Below are 18742 nucleotides of genomic sequence, written 5' to 3'. Positions count from 1 at the left end.
TTATGCGTTGGCTGTTTTTGCTTTTACTGATCCTCAACGCTTTTTACTACATATGGCATCAACAAGAGGCGCCGTTGCGCGCTAAAGATGTCACTCCTCTGAATCTCTATCGAGGCAGCCAGCAGGATATTCGTCTGCTGAGCGAGTCCTCTGACGCCGTGGCCCGCAGGGAGCGGGCAAAGGCGTCTGATGCGCAAAATACCTGTTTGTATATTGGTGGTTTTGTAGATCAGCGCCAGGCGCAATCTGTCGAGCAGCGCCTCACCAGCCTGGATATAAAGGTCAGGATTCAGTTGCTGAGCTTGCCTGATGCCCAGGGTTACTGGCTCCGGGTTGCCCCGGAAAGTAGGCGTCTGGCTGAGGATCTGCCCTTTGAAAACCTTGCTAAGGAATTCAATGAGTTAAAACATAAAATAATGCTGTGCGAAGGCATTGCAACTGTCGAATAGTTTGAATAGAATGGCGCCCGCTTCGCAGTGAAGACCTTTAGGGGGATTTGATGGGAAGTGACGTCAATGCAGCTAACCTCATAATTTAAATGAGAAAATGCTTGACAGAAGGTCGGCGTGATGTAAAATGCCGGCTCGCTTAGGAGGGGTTCCCGAGCGGCCAAAGGGATCAGACTGTAAATCTGACGTCTACGACTTCGAAGGTTCGAATCCTTCCCCCTCCACCATTTTTAGCGTGAGCTGCAAGCTCCGCGGGTATAGTTTAGTGGTAGAACCTCAGCCTTCCAAGCTGATGATGCGGGTTCGATTCCCGCTACCCGCTCCAAGTTTGCAGGTTGTGCAGGTGTTTTGCTCTTGTAGCTCAGTTGGTAGAGCACACCCTTGGTAAGGGTGAGGTCAGCGGTTCAAATCCGCTCAAGAGCTCCATATAACAAGGCAGATATGAAAATATCTGCCTTTGTTTTAACAGCTGCCTCGGCTTGAGGGTGTTGTATCTGGCGATGATGTTGTCAGGTGATTTCAAGTCTAGTGGGGTTGGTTGTTGTAAAGTCTTTTTCAGGCCTGCATAATGGTCGGCCTGATTTTGTTTTAGGTCAGTAGCTCAATTGGCAGAGCGACGGTCTCCAAAACCGTAGGTTGGGGGTTCGATTCCCTCCTGACCTGCCAGATTCACGTGGTGTGTCTGGCTTTCTTTTCACAGGATCTTCATAGATGACTCCTAAGGCTGAAGCTCAAAGCTCTCGTTTCGATCTCGTCAAGTGGCTCGCTGTGGTCGCATTGGTGGTCGTAGGCGTTGTTGGCAATCAGTACTACTCTGCTTCGCCGATCCTGTACCGCGTTCTCGCTTTGCTTGCTCTTGCTGCTGTAGCTGCCTTTGTAGGCTTGCAGACTGCCAAGGGCAAGTCTTTCGCGGTTCTGGTGAAGGAAGCTCGCACCGAAATCCGTAAAGTCGTTTGGCCGACTCGCCAAGAAACCACGCAGACCACGTTGATTGTTGTGGCTGTTGTTCTGGTTATGGCGTTGCTGTTGTGGGGGCTTGATTCCCTCCTCGGCTGGCTTGTTTCCTTGATTGTTGGCTAAGGGTGTCCCGTGGCTAAGCGTTGGTACGTTGTGCATGCTTACTCGGGTTACGAGAAGCATGTTATGCGCTCTTTGCTAGAGCGCGTAAAGCTGGCAGGCATGGAAGATGGCTTCGGCGAAATTCTGGTTCCCACTGAAGAAGTGGTTGAAATGCGGAATGGTCAGAAGCGCAAAAGTGAGCGTAAGTTCTTCCCTGGCTATGTGCTGGTTCAGATGGACATGAATGAAGGTACTTGGCACTTGGTCAAGGACACTCCTCGTGTCATGGGTTTCATTGGCGGTACTGCTGATAAGCCTGCTCCAATCACTGACAAAGAGGCAGAAGCAATTCTGCGTCGTGTTGCTGATGGTAGCGACAAGCCTAAGCCGAAGACGTTGTTCGAGCCGGGTGAGGTTGTTCGTGTCACAGATGGTCCGTTTGCTGATTTCAACGGTACTGTCGAAGAAGTTAACTACGAAAAGAGCCGGATCCAAGTGGCGGTGCTCATTTTCGGTCGCTCTACTCCGGTAGAGTTGGAGTTCAGCCAGGTCGAGAAGGTCTAGCTGAATAAGCATCCCAACCCCGCAGCCTTAGGCTGTGGGGTTTTGTCGTCACTGGGATAAACGCGCAAGTAACCGGGGAGCCTTTCGAGGCGTTTGAACCCGTAATTGGAGTGCCTCATGGCCAAGAAGATTACCGCTTACATCAAGCTGCAAGTGAAGGCCGCTCAGGCCAACCCAAGCCCACCTGTTGGTCCAGCTCTGGGTCAGCACGGCGTGAACATCATGGAATTCTGCAAGGCTTTCAACGCCCGTACTCAGGGTCTTGAGCCAGGTCTGCCGACTCCAGTGATCATCACTGTATACAGCGACCGTAGCTTCACTTTCGAAACCAAGTCGACCCCGGCTTCGGTTTTGCTTAAGAAAGCTGCTGGTCTGACTAGCGGTTCCGCTCGTCCTAACACCGTTAAGGTTGGCACCGTAACTCGTGCTCAGCTGGAAGAAATCGCGAAAACCAAAAACGCGGATCTGACTGCAGCTGATATGGATGCAGCCGTGCGTACCATCGCCGGTTCTGCTCGTAGCATGGGCCTTAACGTGGAGGGTGTGTAATGGCTAAGCTGACCAAGCGCCAAAAGGCTATCGCCGGCAAAATCGAAGCGGGCAAGTCCTACAACTTTGTAGACGCTGCTGCTCTGCTGACCGAGCTGTCGACTGTCAAGTTCAGCGAGTCTGTTGACGTTGCTGTAAACCTGGGTGTTGACCCACGTAAATCCGACCAGGTCGTTCGTAGCGCTACTGTGCTGCCACACGGTACTGGCAAGACTGTACGTGTAGCCGTCTTCACCCAAGGTCCAGCTGCTGAAGCAGCTCTGGCCGCTGGCGCTGATCGCGTTGGCATGGACGACCTGGCTGCCGAAATGAAAGGCGGCGACCTGAACTATGACGTAGTTATTGCTTCCCCGGATGCAATGCGCGTTGTAGGTCAATTGGGTCAGATCCTGGGCCCGCGCGGCCTGATGCCTAACCCTAAAGTCGGCACCGTAACTCCAGACGTAGCTACCGCGGTTAAAAACGCCAAGGCTGGTCAGGTTCGTTATCGCACCGACAAAAACGGCATCATTCACACCTCCGTTGGCAAAGTCGGCTTCGACGCCGTCAAGCTGAAGGAAAACGTTGAAGCCCTGATCGCTGATCTGAAGCGTATCAAGCCAGCTTCCTCGAAAGGTATCTACGTCAAGCGCGTTACCCTGAGCACCACTATGGGCCCAGGTCTGGTCATCGACCAAGGCTCGCTGGACGTATAAGACACAGATTGGCGCAAGCGATTGCGTCAATTGGAAAAATTGGGGTCCCTGCCTGGCGGGGGCTATCCAAGACCGTAGGCGACGCAAGTCTTAAACCAAAAGCCTACGCAGATGGTGCTCCCGGTTCCTTACCGAATCAGACACCAAAACGACATCCGGCTCCGGCCAGATGAAACGGTAACAAGCAGGAGTTAAACCCGTGGCAATTAATCTCGAAGACAAGAAGGCCATCGTCGCTGAAGTCAACGAGGCTGCCAAAGCTGCTCTGTCCGCTGTCGTGGCTGATGCCCGTGGTGTGACAGTAGGCGCTATGACCGGACTCCGTAAAGAGGCTCGTGAAGCTGGCGTATACGTACGTGTTGTACGTAACACCCTGCTCAAGCGCGCCGTTGCTGACACTGAATACAGTGTCCTCAACGACGTGTTCACAGGCCCGACTCTGATCGCGTTCTCCAAGGATCATCCAGGCGCTGCTGCCCGTTTGTTCAAGGAATTCGCCAAGAGTCAGGATAAGTTCGAGATCAAGGCAGCTGCGTTCGAGGGCAAGTTCCTCGCAGCTAACCAAATCGACGTACTGGCAACACTGCCGACCCGCGACGAAGCCATTTCGCAGCTGATGAGCGTGATTCAAGGCGCTACCAGCAAGCTGGCTCGTACTCTGGCTGCAGTTCGCGAGCAAAAAGAAGCTGCCGCAGCCTAAGGCTGAGCAAATTCTCTCGCGTATTTTTGTTTATTTCGATGGCCGCGTAGGCCGTCCCCCAATTCAGGAAATACAGCAATGTCTATCTCCCAAGACGATATCCTCAACGCCGTAGCTGAAATGTCGGTTCTGCAGGTTGTTGAGCTGATCAAAGCTTTCGAAGAAAAATTCGGCGTTTCCGCTGCCGCTGCTTCCGCTGGCCCAGCTGCTGCTGCTGCCGTTGTTGAAGAGCAAACCGAATTCAACGTCATGCTGCTGGAAGCTGGCGAGAAGAAAGTAAACGTGATCAAGGCAGTACGTGAACTGACCGGTCTGGGCTTGAAAGAAGCCAAGGCTGTAGTTGACGGCGCTCCTGCTATGGTTCTGGAAGCAGTGACCAAAGATGCAGGCGACAAAGCCAAGGCAACTCTGGAAGAAGCAGGCGCTAAAGTCGAGCTGAAGTAAGCATCGACATTGCGTCTCCAGCCCAAGCGTTAAGCTGAAGGCTGATGGCTGGTGGCTCTTGCCACCGGCCTTTTTCCGTTCTTGGCTGTCGACTCGGTCGCCGCCATTAACGCGCTGTAGCCACCCGATGCGGTGGTGCAAACCATGGGGTTTGCAAGATTTTCTGGCTGCTCCCGTCGGAGGGGCCAAACAAGCAGGTGACCAAGCTGGGGAACGCTGATGGCTTACTCATATACTGAGAAAAAACGTATCCGCAAGGACTTTAGCAAGTTGCCGGACGTCATGGATGTCCCGTACCTTCTGGCTATCCAGCTGGATTCGTATCGTGAATTCTTGCAGGCGGGAGCGACCAAAGATCAGTTCCGCGACGTGGGCCTGCATGCGGCCTTCAAATCCGTTTTCCCGATCATCAGCTACTCCGGCAATGCTGCGCTGGAGTACGTCGGTTATCGCCTGGGCGAACCGGCATTTGATGTCAAAGAATGCGTGTTGCGTGGCGTTACGTACGCCGTACCTTTGCGGGTAAAAGTCCGTCTGATCATTTTCGACAAAGAATCGTCGAACAAAGCGATCAAGGACATCAAAGAGCAAGAAGTCTACATGGGCGAAATCCCATTGATGACTGAGAACGGTACCTTCGTTATCAACGGTACCGAGCGTGTAATTGTTTCCCAGCTGCACCGTTCCCCGGGCGTGTTCTTTGACCACGACCGCGGCAAGACGCACAGCTCCGGTAAACTGTTGTACTCCGCACGCATCATTCCGTACCGCGGTTCGTGGTTGGACTTCGAGTTCGACCCGAAAGACTGCGTGTTCGTGCGTATCGACCGTCGTCGCAAGCTGCCGGCCTCGGTACTGCTGCGCGCGCTCGGTTACACCACTGAGCAAGTGCTGGACGCTTTCTATACCACCAACGTGTTCAGCCTCAAGGATGAAACTCTAAGCCTTGAGCTGATTGCTTCGCGTCTGCGCGGTGAAATTGCGGTCCTGGACATTCAGGATGAAAATGGCAAGGTCATTGTTGAAGCGGGCCGTCGTATCACTGCGCGCCACATCAACCAGATCGAAAAAGCCGGCATCAAATCGCTGGAAGTGCCTCTGGACTACGTCCTGGGTCGCACGACCGCTAAAGTCATCGTTCACCCTGCTACTGGAGAAATCCTGGCTGAGTGCAACACCGAGCTGAACACTGAGATCCTGGCCAAGATTGCCAAGGCTCAGGTTGTTCGCATCGAGACTCTGTACACCAACGATATCGACTGCGGTCCGTTCGTCTCCGACACCCTGAAGATCGACTCCACCAGCAACCAATTGGAAGCGCTGGTCGAGATCTATCGCATGATGCGTCCTGGCGAGCCACCTACCAAAGACGCAGCCGAAACCTTGTTCAATAACCTGTTCTTCAGCCCTGAGCGTTATGACCTGTCTGCGGTCGGCCGGATGAAGTTCAACCGTCGTATCGGTCGTACCGAGATCGAAGGTTCGGGCGTGCTGTGCAAGGAAGACATCGTTGCGGTCTTGAAGACTCTGGTCGACATCCGTAACGGCAAAGGCATCGTCGATGACATCGACCACCTGGGTAACCGTCGTGTTCGCTGCGTAGGCGAAATGGCTGAGAACCAGTTCCGTGTTGGCCTGGTACGTGTTGAGCGTGCGGTCAAAGAGCGTCTGTCGATGGCAGAAAGCGAAGGCCTGATGCCGCAAGACCTGATCAACGCCAAGCCAGTGGCTGCGGCGGTGAAAGAGTTCTTCGGTTCCAGCCAGCTCTCGCAGTTCATGGACCAGAACAACCCGCTCTCCGAGATCACCCACAAGCGCCGTGTTTCTGCACTGGGCCCGGGCGGTCTGACCCGTGAGCGTGCAGGCTTTGAGGTTCGTGACGTTCACCCTACGCACTACGGTCGTGTATGCCCGATCGAAACGCCGGAAGGTCCGAACATCGGTCTGATCAACTCCCTGGCCGCTTATGCGCGCACCAACCAGTACGGCTTCCTTGAGAGCCCGTACCGTGTGGTGAAAGACGCTCTGGTCACCGACGAGATCGTGTTCCTGTCTGCTATCGAAGAAGCTGATCACGTGATCGCTCAGGCTTCGGCCACGATGAACGACAAGAAAGTCCTGATCGACGAACTGGTAGCTGTTCGTCACTTGAACGAGTTCACCGTCAAGGCGCCGGAAGACGTCACCTTGATGGACGTTTCGCCGAAGCAGGTAGTTTCGGTTGCAGCGTCGCTGATCCCGTTCCTGGAGCACGATGACGCCAACCGTGCGTTGATGGGTTCCAACATGCAGCGTCAAGCTGTACCGACCCTGCGTGCTGACAAGCCGCTGGTAGGTACCGGCATGGAGCGTAACGTAGCCCGTGACTCCGGCGTTTGCGTCGTGGCTCGTCGTGGCGGCGTGATCGACTCCGTTGACGCCAGCCGTATCGTGGTTCGCGTTGCCGATGACGAAGTTGAAACTGGCGAAGCCGGTGTCGACATCTACAACCTGACCAAATACACCCGCTCGAACCAGAACACCTGCATCAACCAGCGTCCGCTGGTGAGCAAGGGTGATCGCGTTCAGCGTAGCGACATCATGGCCGACGGTCCGTCCACCGACATGGGTGAACTGGCTCTGGGTCAGAACATGCGCATCGCGTTCATGGCATGGAACGGCTTCAACTTCGAAGACTCCATCTGCCTGTCCGAGCGTGTTGTTCAAGAAGACCGCTTCACCACGATCCACATTCAGGAACTGACCTGTGTGGCACGTGATACCAAGCTTGGGCCTGAAGAGATCACTGCAGACATCCCGAACGTGGGTGAAGCTGCACTGAACAAGCTGGACGAAGCCGGTATTGTTTACGTAGGTGCTGAAGTAGGCGCAGGCGACATCCTGGTTGGTAAGGTCACTCCGAAAGGCGAGACCCAACTGACTCCGGAAGAGAAGCTGCTGCGTGCGATCTTCGGTGAAAAAGCCAGCGACGTTAAAGACACCTCCCTGCGTGTACCTACCGGTACCAAAGGTACTGTCATCGACGTACAGGTCTTCACCCGTGACGGCGTTGAGCGTGATGCTCGTGCACTGTCCATCGAGAAGACTCAACTCGACGAGATCCGCAAGGACCTTAACGAAGAGTTCCGTATCGTTGAAGGCGCGACCTTCGAACGTCTGCGTTCCGCTCTGGTAGGCCACAAGGCCGAAGGCGGCGCAGGTCTGAAGAAAGGTCAGGACATCACCGACGAAATCCTCGACGGTCTTGAGCACGGCCAGTGGTTCAAGCTGCGCATGGCTGAAGATGCTCTGAACGAGCAACTCGAGAAGGCCCAGGCCTACATCGTTGATCGCCGCCGTCTGCTGGACGACAAGTTCGAAGACAAGAAGCGCAAACTGCAGCAGGGCGATGACCTGGCTCCAGGCGTGCTGAAAATCGTCAAGGTTTACCTGGCAATCCGTCGCCGCATCCAGCCGGGCGACAAGATGGCCGGTCGTCACGGTAACAAGGGTGTGGTCTCCGTGATCATGCCGGTTGAAGACATGCCGCACGATGCCAATGGCACCCCGGTCGACGTCGTCCTCAACCCGTTGGGCGTACCTTCGCGTATGAACGTTGGTCAGATCCTTGAAACCCACCTGGGCCTCGCGGCCAAAGGTCTGGGCGAGAAGATCAACCGTATGATCGAAGAGCAGCGCAAGGTCGCAGATCTGCGTAAGTTCCTGCACGAGATCTACAACGAGATCGGCGGTCGCAACGAAGAGCTGGACACCTTCTCCGACCAGGAAATCCTGGATCTGGCGAAGAACCTGCGCGGCGGCGTTCCAATGGCTACCCCGGTGTTCGACGGTGCCAAGGAAAGCGAAATCAAGGCCATGCTGAAACTGGCAGACCTGCCAGAAAGCGGCCAGATGCAGCTGTTCGACGGCCGTACCGGCAACAAGTTTGAGCGCCCGGTTACTGTTGGCTACATGTACATGCTGAAGCTGAACCACTTGGTAGACGATAAGATGCACGCTCGTTCTACCGGTTCGTACAGCCTGGTTACCCAGCAGCCGCTGGGTGGTAAGGCTCAGTTCGGTGGTCAGCGTTTCGGGGAGATGGAGGTCTGGGCACTGGAAGCATACGGTGCTGCATACACTCTGCAAGAAATGCTCACAGTGAAGTCGGACGATGTGAACGGTCGTACCAAGATGTACAAAAACATCGTGGACGGCGATCACCGTATGGAGCCGGGCATGCCCGAGTCCTTCAACGTGTTGATCAAAGAAATTCGTTCCCTCGGCATCGATATCGATCTGGAAACCGAATAACACGTGACGCGAATCGAGAGCGGGGCTGTTTAGCCCGCTCTCTGCTCCGCCAGGAGGAAAGGCCTTGAAAGACCTACTGAATTTGCTGAAAAACCAGGGTCAAGTCGAAGAGTTCGACGCCATCCGTATTGGATTGGCATCGCCTGAGATGATCCGTTCGTGGTCGTTCGGTGAAGTTAAAAAGCCGGAAACCATCAACTACCGTACGTTCAAACCTGAGCGTGACGGCCTGTTCTGCGCCAAGATCTTTGGCCCGGTAAAGGATTACGAGTGCCTGTGCGGTAAGTACAAGCGCTTGAAGCACCGTGGCGTGATCTGCGAGAAGTGCGGCGTTGAAGTCGCGCTGGCCAAGGTTCGTCGTGAGCGTATGGCGCACATCGAACTGGCTTCGCCGGTTGCCCACATCTGGTTCCTGAAATCGCTGCCGTCCCGTATCGGCTTGCTGATGGACATGACCCTGCGTGATATCGAGCGCGTTCTCTACTTCGAGAGCTATGTCGTTATCGATCCAGGCATGACTACCCTTGAAAAAGGTCAGTTGCTGAACGATGAGCAGTACTTCGAAGCGCTGGAAGAGTTCGGCGACGATTTCGATGCCCGCATGGGTGCCGAAGCTGTCCGCGAACTGCTGCACGCTATCGACCTGGAACACGAGATTGGCCGTCTGCGCGAAGAGATTCCGCAAACCAACTCGGAAACCAAGATCAAGAAGCTGTCCAAGCGTCTGAAGTTGATGGAAGCCTTCCAAGGTTCCGGCAACTTGCCAGAGTGGATGGTGCTGACCGTTCTGCCGGTTCTGCCGCCAGACCTGCGTCCGCTGGTACCGTTGGATGGTGGTCGTTTCGCAACGTCCGACCTCAACGACCTGTACCGCCGCGTGATCAACCGTAACAACCGCTTGAAGCGTCTGCTTGATCTGTCCGCTCCGGACATCATCGTGCGCAACGAAAAGCGTATGTTGCAAGAAGCGGTCGATGCACTGCTCGACAACGGCCGTCGTGGCCGCGCTATCACGGGTTCGAACAAGCGTCCTCTGAAATCCTTGGCTGACATGATCAAGGGTAAGCAAGGTCGTTTCCGTCAGAACTTGCTTGGCAAGCGTGTTGACTACTCCGGTCGTTCGGTAATTACCGTAGGCCCGACCCTGCGTCTGCACCAGTGCGGTCTGCCTAAGAAGATGGCACTTGAGCTGTTCAAGCCATTCATCTTCGGCAAGCTGGAAATGCGCGGTCTCGCGACCACCATCAAAGCGGCCAAGAAAATGGTCGAGCGCGAACTGCCAGAGGTTTGGGACGTTCTTGCTGAAGTGATTCGCGAACACCCGGTTCTCCTCAACCGTGCACCGACCCTTCACCGTCTGGGTATCCAGGCGTTTGAACCGGTACTGATCGAAGGTAAGGCTATCCAGCTGCACCCTCTGGTCTGCGCTGCGTACAACGCCGACTTCGACGGCGACCAAATGGCCGTGCACGTACCGCTGACACTGGAAGCCCAGTTGGAAGCGCGTGCGTTGATGATGTCGACCAACAACATTCTGTCGCCAGCCAACGGTGAGCCAATCATCGTTCCGTCGCAGGACGTTGTATTGGGTCTGTACTACATGACCCGTGAAGCGATCAACGCCAAAGGCGAAGGTCGTGTGTTCGCTGACCTGCAAGAAGTTGACCGTGTGTTCCGTGCCGGCGAAGCCGCACTGCACGCCAAGGTCAAAGTGCGGATCAACGAAACCGTCAACGACCGTGACGGCGGCAGCGTGAGCGGCACTCGTATCGTCGACACCACTGTCGGCCGTGCGCTGCTGTATCAAGTTGTGCCAAAAGGTCTGTCCTACGACGTCGTCAACCTGCCGATGAAGAAAAAGGCGATCTCCAAGCTGATCAACCAGTGCTACCGCGTGGTTGGTTTGAAAGAGACCGTGATCTTCGCTGACCAGTTGATGTACACCGGTTTTGCTTATTCGACCATCTCCGGCGTTTCCATCGGTGTTAACGACTTCGTTATCCCGGATGAAAAAGCCCGCATCATCGCAGCTGCAACCGATGAAGTGAAAGAGATCGAAAGCCAGTACGCCTCGGGCCTGGTAACACAGGGCGAGAAGTACAACAAAGTGATCGACCTTTGGTCCAAGGCCAACGACGAAGTCTCCAAGGCGATGATGGCCAACCTCTCGAAAGAGAAAGTCATCGACCGTCACGGCGACGAAGTTGACCAGGAATCCTTCAACTCGATGTACATGATGGCCGACTCGGGCGCACGGGGTTCTGCTGCGCAGATCCGTCAGCTCGCCGGTATGCGTGGCCTGATGGCCAAGCCGGACGGTTCCATCATCGAAACGCCGATTACTGCGAACTTCCGTGAAGGTTTGAGCGTACTCCAGTACTTCATCTCCACTCACGGTGCTCGTAAGGGTCTTGCGGATACCGCGTTGAAAACCGCTAACTCCGGTTACCTGACTCGTCGTCTGGTAGACGTTGCACAAGATCTGGTTGTAACCGAGATCGATTGCGGCACCGAGCACGGCTTGCTGATGACTCCGCACATTGAAGGCGGTGACGTTGTAGAGCCGCTGGGTGAGCGCGTATTGGGTCGAGTTATTGCACGTGACGTATTCAAGCCAGGTACCGAGGAAATTATCGTTCCTGCCGGCACCCTGGTAGATGAAAAGTGGGTCGAGTTCATCGAACTCAACAGCATCGACGAAGTGATCGTTCGCTCGCCGATCAGCTGTGAAACCCGCTACGGCATCTGCGCCAAGTGCTACGGCCGTGACTTGGCTCGTGGTCACCAGGTGAACATCGGTGAAGCGGTCGGCGTTATCGCTGCCCAGTCCATCGGTGAGCCGGGTACCCAGCTGACCATGCGTACGTTCCACATCGGTGGTGCGGCAAGCCGGACCTCCGCTGCGGACAGCGTTCAGGTGAAGAATGGCGGTACCGTCCGTCTGCACAACCTCAAGCACGTTGAGCGAGTGGATGGTCACCTGGTTGCTGTGTCCCGTTCCGGCGAACTGGCCATCGCTGATGACTACGGTCGTGAGCGTGAGCGCTACAAGCTGCCGTACGGTGCTGTGATTTCGGTTAAAGAAGGTGACAAGGTCGACGCTGGCGCTATCGTGGCCAAGTGGGATCCGCACACTCACCCAATCGTTACCGAAATGAAAGGTACCGTGACCTACGTGGGCATGGAAGAAGGCATCACGATCAAGCGTCAGACTGACGAATTGACCGGTATGACCAACATTGAAGTACTCGACGCCAAAGATCGTCCAGCTGCCGGTAAAGACATCCGTCCTGCCGTGAAGATGGTCGATGACAACGGCAAGGATCTGTTGCTGCCAGGCACTGACGTAATCGCTCAGTACTTCCTGCCAGCCAACGCCCTGGTCGGTGTAGCGGATGGTGCGAAGATCGCGATCGGTGATGTTATCGCGCGTATCCCGCAAGAAACTTCGAAGACTCGCGACATCACCGGTGGTCTGCCGCGTGTTGCCGACTTGTTCGAAGCTCGTCGTCCGAAAGAAGCGTCGATTCTGGCAGAAGTCAGCGGCACCATCGCGTTCGGCAAAGAGACCAAGGGCAAGCGCCGCCTGGTTATCACCCCGAACGACGGTACCGATCCGTACGAAGAGCTGATTCCAAAGTGGCGTCACCTGAACGTTTTCGAAGGCGAACAGGTAAACCGCGGCGAAGTTATCTCCGACGGCCCGAGCGATCCACACGACATCCTGCGTCTGCTGGGTGTAAGTGCGCTGGCCAAGTACATCGTTAACGAGATCCAGGACGTTTATCGCCTGCAAGGCGTGAAGATCAACGATAAGCACATCGAGACCATCCTGCGTCAGATGCTGCGTAAAGTTGAAATCGCTGAATCCGGCGATTCCAGTTTCATCAAGGGCGACCAGATGGAACTGACTCACGTACTGGTAGAAAACGAGCGTCTGGCTGGCGACGAGAAATTCGTTTCCAAGTTCACTCGTGTGCTGCTGGGTATCACCAAGGCGTCGCTGTCCACTGAATCGTTCATCTCGGCGGCCTCCTTCCAGGAGACCACTCGTGTACTGACCGAAGCAGCGGTAACCGGCAAGCGCGATTACCTGCGCGGCCTGAAAGAGAACGTGGTCGTGGGTCGTCTGATCCCGGCGGGTACCGGTTTGGCTTATCACAGCGAGCGTAAGCGTCGCCGTGATGCTGACAAGCCGCTGCGCGTTAGCGCCAGTGAAGTGGAAGCTGCACTGACCGAAGCACTGAACTCAAGCGGTAACTGAGTTCTGCACTAGATAAGACTGGGCCCTGGCAGCCCCATTCGTCGGATCGAGGCAGTTTTGCCCCGGTTCGACGAGTGGGGAGGTCGGGGCCTTGCCTTGACTGGGGACAAGATCCTCTTTAGACTCTTGTACCCCTAAATTTGGCGGGAATTCGTTCCTGCCATTTTGCTTTTCTTGCAAGACAATAGCGTCGCAAGACAACAGTGGAGCTAGTAGATGGCAACTATCAACCAGCTGGTACGTCAGCCGCGTAAGCGTATCGTCGAGAAATCCGACGTACCTGCGCTGCAGAACTGCCCGCAACGTCGTGGCGTATGCACCCGTGTGTATACCACTACGCCGAAAAAACCTAACTCGGCACTGCGTAAAGTATGCCGTGTGCGTCTGACCAACGGTTTCGAGGTTTCCTCGTACATCGGCGGTGAAGGCCACAACCTGCAAGAGCACAGCGTGGTACTGATCCGCGGCGGTCGTGTAAAAGACTTGCCAGGTGTTCGTTACCACACCGTACGCGGCTCCTTGGATACTTCCGGCGTTAAAGGTCGTAACCAGGGTCGTTCGAAGTACGGTACCAAGAAGCCTAAGTAGTAGCGGCTTTTTGTAAAACTGAATCATCTTATTTTCTGAGTCGATAAGAGTAAGGTCGGAGGCGTCCCGAAAGGGCACCGATTCCGAACGAACCTGAAGACCGTTTGAGGGCTTATCCATGCCAAGAAGACGCGTAGCAGCCAAGCGCGAAGTGCTTGACGATCCAAAATACGGAAGCCAAATCCTGGCCAAGTTCATGAACCACGTGATGGAAAGCGGCAAGAAAGCCGTTGCCGAGCGTATCGTTTATGGCGCGCTGGAAAAGGTTAAAGAACGCAAGAACAGCGATCCCCTGGAAATCTTCGAGAAAGCTCTCGACGCCATCGCTCCGCTGGTCGAAGTGAAGTCGCGCCGTGTAGGCGGTGCTACTTACCAGGTTCCGGTCGAAGTTCGTCCGTCCCGTCGTAACGCTCTGGCAATGCGCTGGTTGGTAGACTTCGCCCGTAAGCGTGGCGAGAAGTCTATGGCTCTGCGTTTGGCCGGCGAACTGTTAGACGCTGCTGAAGGTAAAGGTGCTGCTGTTAAGAAGCGTGAAGACGTGCACCGTATGGCTGAAGCTAACAAAGCTTTCTCGCACTACCGCTTCTAATCTTAGCTTCACTAATTTTGCGAGGGCTTTATGGCTCGTACTACTCCGATTAGCCGCTACCGTAACATCGGTATCGTTGCTCACGTGGATGCTGGTAAAACCACCACCACCGAGCGCGTACTGTTTTACACCGGCAAAAGTCACAAGATGGGCGAGGTGCATGATGGCGCCGCGACCACAGACTGGATGGTTCAGGAGCAGGAGCGTGGTATTACCATTACTTCTGCTGCTATTACCGCCTTCTGGAAAGGTTCCGAGAAGCAGTACAAAGATGAGCACCGCTTCAACGTAATCGATACTCCGGGCCACGTTGACTTCACCATTGAAGTTGAGCGTTCCCTGCGCGTACTCGACGGCGCTGTCGTTGTGTTCTGCGGTACCTCGGGTGTTGAGCCTCAGTCGGAAACCGTATGGCGTCAAGCCAACAAATACGGTGTTCCACGTCTTGTTTACGTAAACAAGATGGACCGTGCTGGTGCCAACTTCCTGCGCGTGATCGGTCAGATCAAGCAGCGCCTGGGTCACACTCCGGTGCCAATCCAGTTGGCTATCGGTTCCGAAGACAACTTCCAAGGCCAGATCGATTTGCTGACCATGGAAGCTGTTTACTGGAACGATGCTGACAAAGGTATGGTTCCTGTTCGTAAGCCTATCCCTGCTGAGCTGCAGGAACTGGCTGACGAATGGCGCAACAACATGGTTGAAGCTGCGGCCGAAGCCAACGAAGAGCTGATGAACAAGTACCTCGAAGGTGAAGAGCTCACCAACGTGGAAATCAAGGCTGCTCTGCGTCAGCGTACTATTGCTGGTGAGATCGTCTTGGCTGTTTGCGGCTCCTCGTTCAAGAACAAGGGCGTTCCCCTGGTTCTCGATGCTGTGATCGACTACTTGCCGGCACCAGTGGATATTCCTGCCATCAAGGGTACTGACCCGGATGACGAGACTATCGAGCTGGAGCGTCATGCAGACGACGCAGAACCGTTCTCCGCTCTGGCATTTAAAATTGCCACTGACCCATTCGTGGGTACCTTGACCTTCGTCCGCGTTTACTCGGGCGTGTTGAACTCCGGCGACGGCGTGATCAACTCGGTTAAAGGCAAGAAAGAGCGCGTGGGTCGTATGGTGCAAATGCACGCAAACGCCCGCGAAGAGATCAAGGAAGTACGCGCTGGTGACATCGCGGCCTTGATCGGCATGAAGGACGTCACCACTGGTGAGACCTTGTGCAACGCTGACAAGCCAATCATCCTGGTTCGTATGGACTTCCCGGAGCCGGTTATTTCGGTTGCCGTAGAGCCTAAGACCAAGGATGACCAGGAAAAAATGGGTATTGCTCTGGGCAAACTTGCTCAGGAAGATCCATCTTTCCGCGTTAAAACTGATGAAGAGACTGGTCAAACGATCATCTCTGGCATGGGCGAGTTGCACCTGGACATCCTGGTTGACCGGATGCGCCGCGAGTTCAACGTCGAAGCTAACATCGGTAAGCCTCAGGTTTCCTATCGTGAGCGCATCACGAAGAACTGTGAAATCGAAGGCAAGTTCGTTCGTCAGTCCGGCGGTCGTGGTCAGTTCGGTCACTGCTGGATCCGTTTTGCTCCTGCTGACGAAGGTCAGGAAGGTCTGCAATTCGTGAACGAAGTAGTAGGTGGTGTGGTTCCTAAGGAATACATCCCTGCTATCCAGAAGGGCATCGAAGAGCAGATGAAGAACGGTGTTGTTGCCGGCTATCCGCTGATCGGCCTGAAAGCAACCGTTTTTGACGGTTCTTACCACGACGTCGACTCCAACGAGATGGCGTTTAAGGTGGCTGCTTCCATGGCAACCAAGCAACTGGCCCAGAAGGGCGGTGGTGAGTTGCTTGAGCCAATCATGGCGGTAGAAGTTGTTACACCTGAAGACTATATGGGTGATGTCATGGGCGACCTTAACCGTCGTCGCGGCATGATCTTGGGTATGGAAGACACGGTTTCCGGCAAAGTGATTCGCGCCGAGGTTCCGTTGGGTGAGATGTTCGGTTACGCGACCGACGTTCGCTCCATGTCCCAGGGGCGCGCAAGCTACTCTATGGAATTCAAAAAATACAACACAGCTCCGGCGCACATCGCTGAAACTGTATCCAAAAAACAAGGCTGATTCAGTCCTTTAGGCAAGGAGTTAATTGTCGTGGCTAAAGAAAAATTTGATCGTTCCCTACCGCACGTCAACGTTGGCACTATCGGTCACGTTGACCACGGTAAAACCACTCTGACCGCAGCTCTGACTCGCGTTTGCTCCGAAGTATTCGGTTCCGCAATCGTTGATTTCGATAAAATCGACAGCGCGCCAGAAGAGAAAGCTCGTGGTATCACCATCAACACCGCGCACGTCGAGTACAACTCGAAGATCCGTCACTACGCTCACGTCGACTGCCCAGGTCACGCTGACTATGTGAAGAACATGATCACCGGTGCTGCCCAGATGGATGGCGCGATCCTGGTTTGCTCGGCCGCTGATGGTCCGATGCCACAAACCCGTGAGCACATCCTGCTGTCCCGTCAGGTAGGCGTTCCGTACATCGTGGTTTTCCTGAACAAGGCTGACCTGGTAGACGACGCTGAGCTGCTGGAACTGGTTGAGATGGAAGTGCGCGATCTGCTGAGCACTTACGACTTCCCAGGCGACGACACTCCGATCATCATCGGTTCTGCTCGTATGGCGCTGGAAGGCAAAGACGACAACGAAATGGGCACCACTGCCGTTCGTAAACTGGTTGAAACCCTGGACAGCTACATCCCAGAACCAGTTCGTCTGACCGACAAGCCGTTCCTGATGCCAATCGAAGACGTATTCTCGATCTCCGGTCGTGGTACTGTTGTGACTGGTCGTATCGAGCGCGGTATCGTTCGCGTTCAAGATCCGCTGGAAATCGTTGGTCTGCGTGACACCACCACCACCACCTGCACCGGTGTTGAAATGTTCCGCAAGCTGCTCGACGAAGGTCGTGCTGGCGAGAACTGCGGCGTTCTGCTGCGTGGTACCAAGCGTGACGACGTTGAGCGTGGCCAGGTTCTGGTTAAGCCGGGTTCGGTTAAGCCGCACACCAAGTTCACCGCTGAAGTCTACGTTCTGAGCAAAGAAGAAGGCGGTCGTCACACTCCGTTCTTCAAAGGCTACCGTCCACAGTTCTACTTCCGTACTACTGACGTGACTGGTAACTGCCAGCTGCCAGAAGGCGTTGAAATGGTAATGCCAGGCGATAACATCCAAATGGAAGTTACCCTGATCAAAACCATCGCAATGGAAGACGGTCTGCGCTTCGCAATTCGTGAAGGCGGCCGTACTGTTGGTGCTGGTGTTGTAGCTAAAATCATCGAGTAAGCATCTCTTCTGAGATAGCTTCGATGCTTTGAAAAGGCCCCCGCTCAGCGGGGGCTTTTTTATTGGGTTGACACCTATCTGGGGCGTCTATAGAATTGCGCCTCCTTTTAACGGGCGTATTGCGCTCGCTGGGAATAGCAGCCGGAGTCTGAAATCCAATGCAAAATCAGCAAATCCGTATCAGGTTGAAGGCTTTTGACCATCGCCTGATCGACCAATCCACCCAGGAAATCGTGGAAACCGCGAAACGTACTGGTGCTCAAGTGCGTGGTCCAATTCCACTGCCTACCCGCAAAGAGCGGTTCACCGTTCTGGTCTCCCCGCACGTCAACAAAGACGCGCGTGACCAGTACGAGATCCGTACTCATAAGCGCGTTCTGGACATTGTCCAGCCAACGGATAAAACCGTTGATGCACTTATGAAGCTTGATCTGGCGGCCGGTGTGGAAGTACAGATCAGCCTCGGCTAAGACTTGGGTCTTAGTCGTGTAACGCTCTGAAATGGGCGGCCATAGCGGGTGAAAGCCCCGTACACTCATGAGGTTTACAACATGACTATTGGTGTAGTCGGTCGTAAATGCGGTATGACCCGTATTTTCACCGAAGAAGGTGTCTCCATTCCGGTTACGGTCATTGAGATCGAGCCGAATCGCGTCACCCAGTTCAAAACTGAAGAAACCGATGGCTATCGTGCAGTGCAAGTCACTGTCGGCGAGCGTCGTGCTTCGCGCGTGACTGCTGCTCAAGCAGGTCACTTCGCAAAAGCAAACGTTGCAGCTGGTCGTACTGTTATGGAGTTCCGTCTTGAAGATGGTGACTACCAGGCTGGCGATCTGATCAACGCTGAAATCTTCGCCGCTGGTCAACTGGTTGATGTAACCGGTCAGTCCAAGGGTAAAGGCTTCCAGGGTACGATCAAGCGTTGGAATTTCCGTGGTCAAGACAACACTCACGGTAACTCCGTTTCCCACCGCGTCCCGGGCTCTATTGGCCAGTGCCAGACTCCTGGTCGTGTATTCAAGGGCAAAAAAATGTCCGGTCATATGGGCGCTGAGCGCGTGACCGTGCAGTCCCTCGAAGTAGTGCGCGTCGACGCTGAACGCAATCTGTTGTTGGTCAAGGGTGCTGTTCCTGGCGCTACTGGCGGCAACCTGGTTGTACGTCCAGCGGCCAAGGCTCGCGGTTAAG

15 protein-coding genes and 4 tRNA genes are annotated in these 18742 nt (G+C 54.8%); all 19 read left to right on the top strand.

Annotated features, from left to right (window positions below; translation table 11 throughout):
• Positions 1-2 precede the first annotated feature (2 nt).
• The 19 genes from AB3G88_RS25480 (at position 3) to rplC (ending at position 18741) form a co-directional block, all read left to right on the top strand.
• The gene (locus AB3G88_RS25480; protein WP_480452162.1) at positions 3-449 is read left to right on the top strand and encodes a hypothetical protein; all 447 of its coding nucleotides are present in this window, start codon (positions 3-5) and stop codon (positions 447-449) included.
• Positions 450-591: 142 nt separating this feature from the next.
• Positions 592-676, top strand: a tRNA-Tyr gene (locus AB3G88_RS25475).
• A gap of 24 nt (positions 677-700) precedes the next feature.
• A tRNA-Gly gene (locus AB3G88_RS25470) sits at positions 701-774 on the top strand.
• Between the two features lie 25 nt (positions 775-799).
• Positions 800-875: transfer RNA gene (locus AB3G88_RS25465), tRNA-Thr, on the top strand.
• 164 nt (positions 876-1039) lie between these two features.
• Positions 1040-1115, top strand: a tRNA-Trp gene (locus AB3G88_RS25460).
• A gap of 45 nt (positions 1116-1160) precedes the next feature.
• On the top strand, positions 1161-1529 hold the full coding sequence (secE, locus tag AB3G88_RS25455) for a preprotein translocase subunit SecE (protein WP_003194658.1): 369 nt from the start codon (positions 1161-1163) through the stop codon (positions 1527-1529).
• 9 nt (positions 1530-1538) lie between these two features.
• The gene (gene nusG, locus AB3G88_RS25450) at positions 1539-2072 is read left to right on the top strand and encodes a transcription termination/antitermination protein NusG (protein WP_003176436.1); all 534 of its coding nucleotides are present in this window, start codon (positions 1539-1541) and stop codon (positions 2070-2072) included.
• A gap of 117 nt (positions 2073-2189) precedes the next feature.
• Complete coding sequence (rplK, locus tag AB3G88_RS25445; protein WP_003176435.1) at positions 2190-2621, top strand: 50S ribosomal protein L11; 432 nt, start codon at positions 2190-2192, stop codon at positions 2619-2621.
• Positions 2621-3316, top strand: coding sequence for a 50S ribosomal protein L1 (rplA, locus tag AB3G88_RS25440; RefSeq protein WP_003176434.1), 696 nt, complete (start codon positions 2621-2623; stop codon positions 3314-3316). Before rplK ends, rplA begins: the two co-directional genes overlap by 1 nt.
• Positions 3317-3515: 199 nt before the next feature.
• The gene (gene rplJ, locus AB3G88_RS25435) at positions 3516-4016 is read left to right on the top strand and encodes a 50S ribosomal protein L10 (protein WP_003232405.1); all 501 of its coding nucleotides are present in this window, start codon (positions 3516-3518) and stop codon (positions 4014-4016) included.
• Between the two features lie 78 nt (positions 4017-4094).
• Positions 4095-4460 carry a 50S ribosomal protein L7/L12 gene (rplL, locus tag AB3G88_RS25430; protein ID WP_053138313.1) on the top strand — a complete coding sequence of 122 codons (366 nt, stop codon included), beginning with the start codon at positions 4095-4097 and terminating at the stop codon, positions 4458-4460.
• 219 nt (positions 4461-4679) lie between these two features.
• The gene (gene rpoB, locus AB3G88_RS25425; protein ID WP_032884533.1) at positions 4680-8753 is read left to right on the top strand and encodes a DNA-directed RNA polymerase subunit beta; all 4074 of its coding nucleotides are present in this window, start codon (positions 4680-4682) and stop codon (positions 8751-8753) included.
• A gap of 64 nt (positions 8754-8817) precedes the next feature.
• Positions 8818-13017, top strand: a complete 4200-nt coding sequence (rpoC, locus tag AB3G88_RS25420; RefSeq protein ID WP_099584605.1) for a DNA-directed RNA polymerase subunit beta' — start codon at positions 8818-8820, stop codon at positions 13015-13017.
• A gap of 216 nt (positions 13018-13233) precedes the next feature.
• Entirely contained in the window at positions 13234-13605 is a 372-nt protein-coding gene (rpsL, locus tag AB3G88_RS25415) for a 30S ribosomal protein S12 (RefSeq protein WP_002555494.1), read from the top strand.
• Positions 13606-13723: 118 nt separating this feature from the next.
• Positions 13724-14194 (top strand): 30S ribosomal protein S7, encoded by a 471-nt coding sequence (gene rpsG, locus AB3G88_RS25410; RefSeq protein WP_002555493.1) that lies wholly within the window; start codon positions 13724-13726, stop codon positions 14192-14194.
• A 30-nt stretch (positions 14195-14224) separates the two neighbouring features.
• On the top strand, positions 14225-16330 hold the full coding sequence (gene fusA / locus AB3G88_RS25405) for an elongation factor G (RefSeq protein ID WP_015886136.1): 2106 nt from the start codon (positions 14225-14227) through the stop codon (positions 16328-16330).
• 30 nt (positions 16331-16360) lie between these two features.
• Positions 16361-17554 (top strand): elongation factor Tu, encoded by a 1194-nt coding sequence (gene tuf / locus AB3G88_RS25400; RefSeq protein ID WP_099584606.1) that lies wholly within the window; start codon positions 16361-16363, stop codon positions 17552-17554.
• A gap of 158 nt (positions 17555-17712) precedes the next feature.
• Entirely contained in the window at positions 17713-18024 is a 312-nt protein-coding gene (rpsJ, locus tag AB3G88_RS25395; protein WP_003186070.1) for a 30S ribosomal protein S10, read from the top strand.
• Between the two features lie 81 nt (positions 18025-18105).
• Positions 18106-18741, top strand: coding sequence for a 50S ribosomal protein L3 (gene rplC / locus AB3G88_RS25390; protein WP_003194649.1), 636 nt, complete (start codon positions 18106-18108; stop codon positions 18739-18741).
• Position 18742 lies beyond the last annotated feature (1 nt).

This window comes from Pseudomonas arvensis (genome assembly GCF_056688935.1).
This window is presented reverse-complemented; position numbering and strand designations above follow the sequence as displayed.

Bases quoted from the DNA above. Each gene is read 5' to 3' on its own strand.
- rplL (WP_053138313.1), top strand. From the start codon at position 4,095: ATGTCTATCTCCCAAGACGATATCCTCAACGCCGTAGCTGAAATGTCG.
- rpoB (WP_032884533.1), top strand. From the start codon at position 4,680: ATGGCTTACTCATATACTGAGAAAAAACGTATCCGCAAGGACTTTAGC.
- fusA (WP_015886136.1), top strand. From the start codon at position 14,225: ATGGCTCGTACTACTCCGATTAGCCGCTACCGTAACATCGGTATCGTT.
- rpsJ (WP_003186070.1), top strand. From the start codon at position 17,713: ATGCAAAATCAGCAAATCCGTATCAGGTTGAAGGCTTTTGACCATCGC.
- rplA (WP_003176434.1), top strand. From the start codon at position 2,621: ATGGCTAAGCTGACCAAGCGCCAAAAGGCTATCGCCGGCAAAATCGAA.
- rplK (WP_003176435.1), top strand. From the start codon at position 2,190: ATGGCCAAGAAGATTACCGCTTACATCAAGCTGCAAGTGAAGGCCGCT.
- AB3G88_RS25480 (WP_480452162.1), top strand. From the start codon at position 3: ATGCGTTGGCTGTTTTTGCTTTTACTGATCCTCAACGCTTTTTACTAC.
- rpsG (WP_002555493.1), top strand. From the start codon at position 13,724: ATGCCAAGAAGACGCGTAGCAGCCAAGCGCGAAGTGCTTGACGATCCA.
- secE (WP_003194658.1), top strand. From the start codon at position 1,161: ATGACTCCTAAGGCTGAAGCTCAAAGCTCTCGTTTCGATCTCGTCAAG.
- rplC (WP_003194649.1), top strand. From the start codon at position 18,106: ATGACTATTGGTGTAGTCGGTCGTAAATGCGGTATGACCCGTATTTTC.
- rpsL (WP_002555494.1), top strand. From the start codon at position 13,234: ATGGCAACTATCAACCAGCTGGTACGTCAGCCGCGTAAGCGTATCGTC.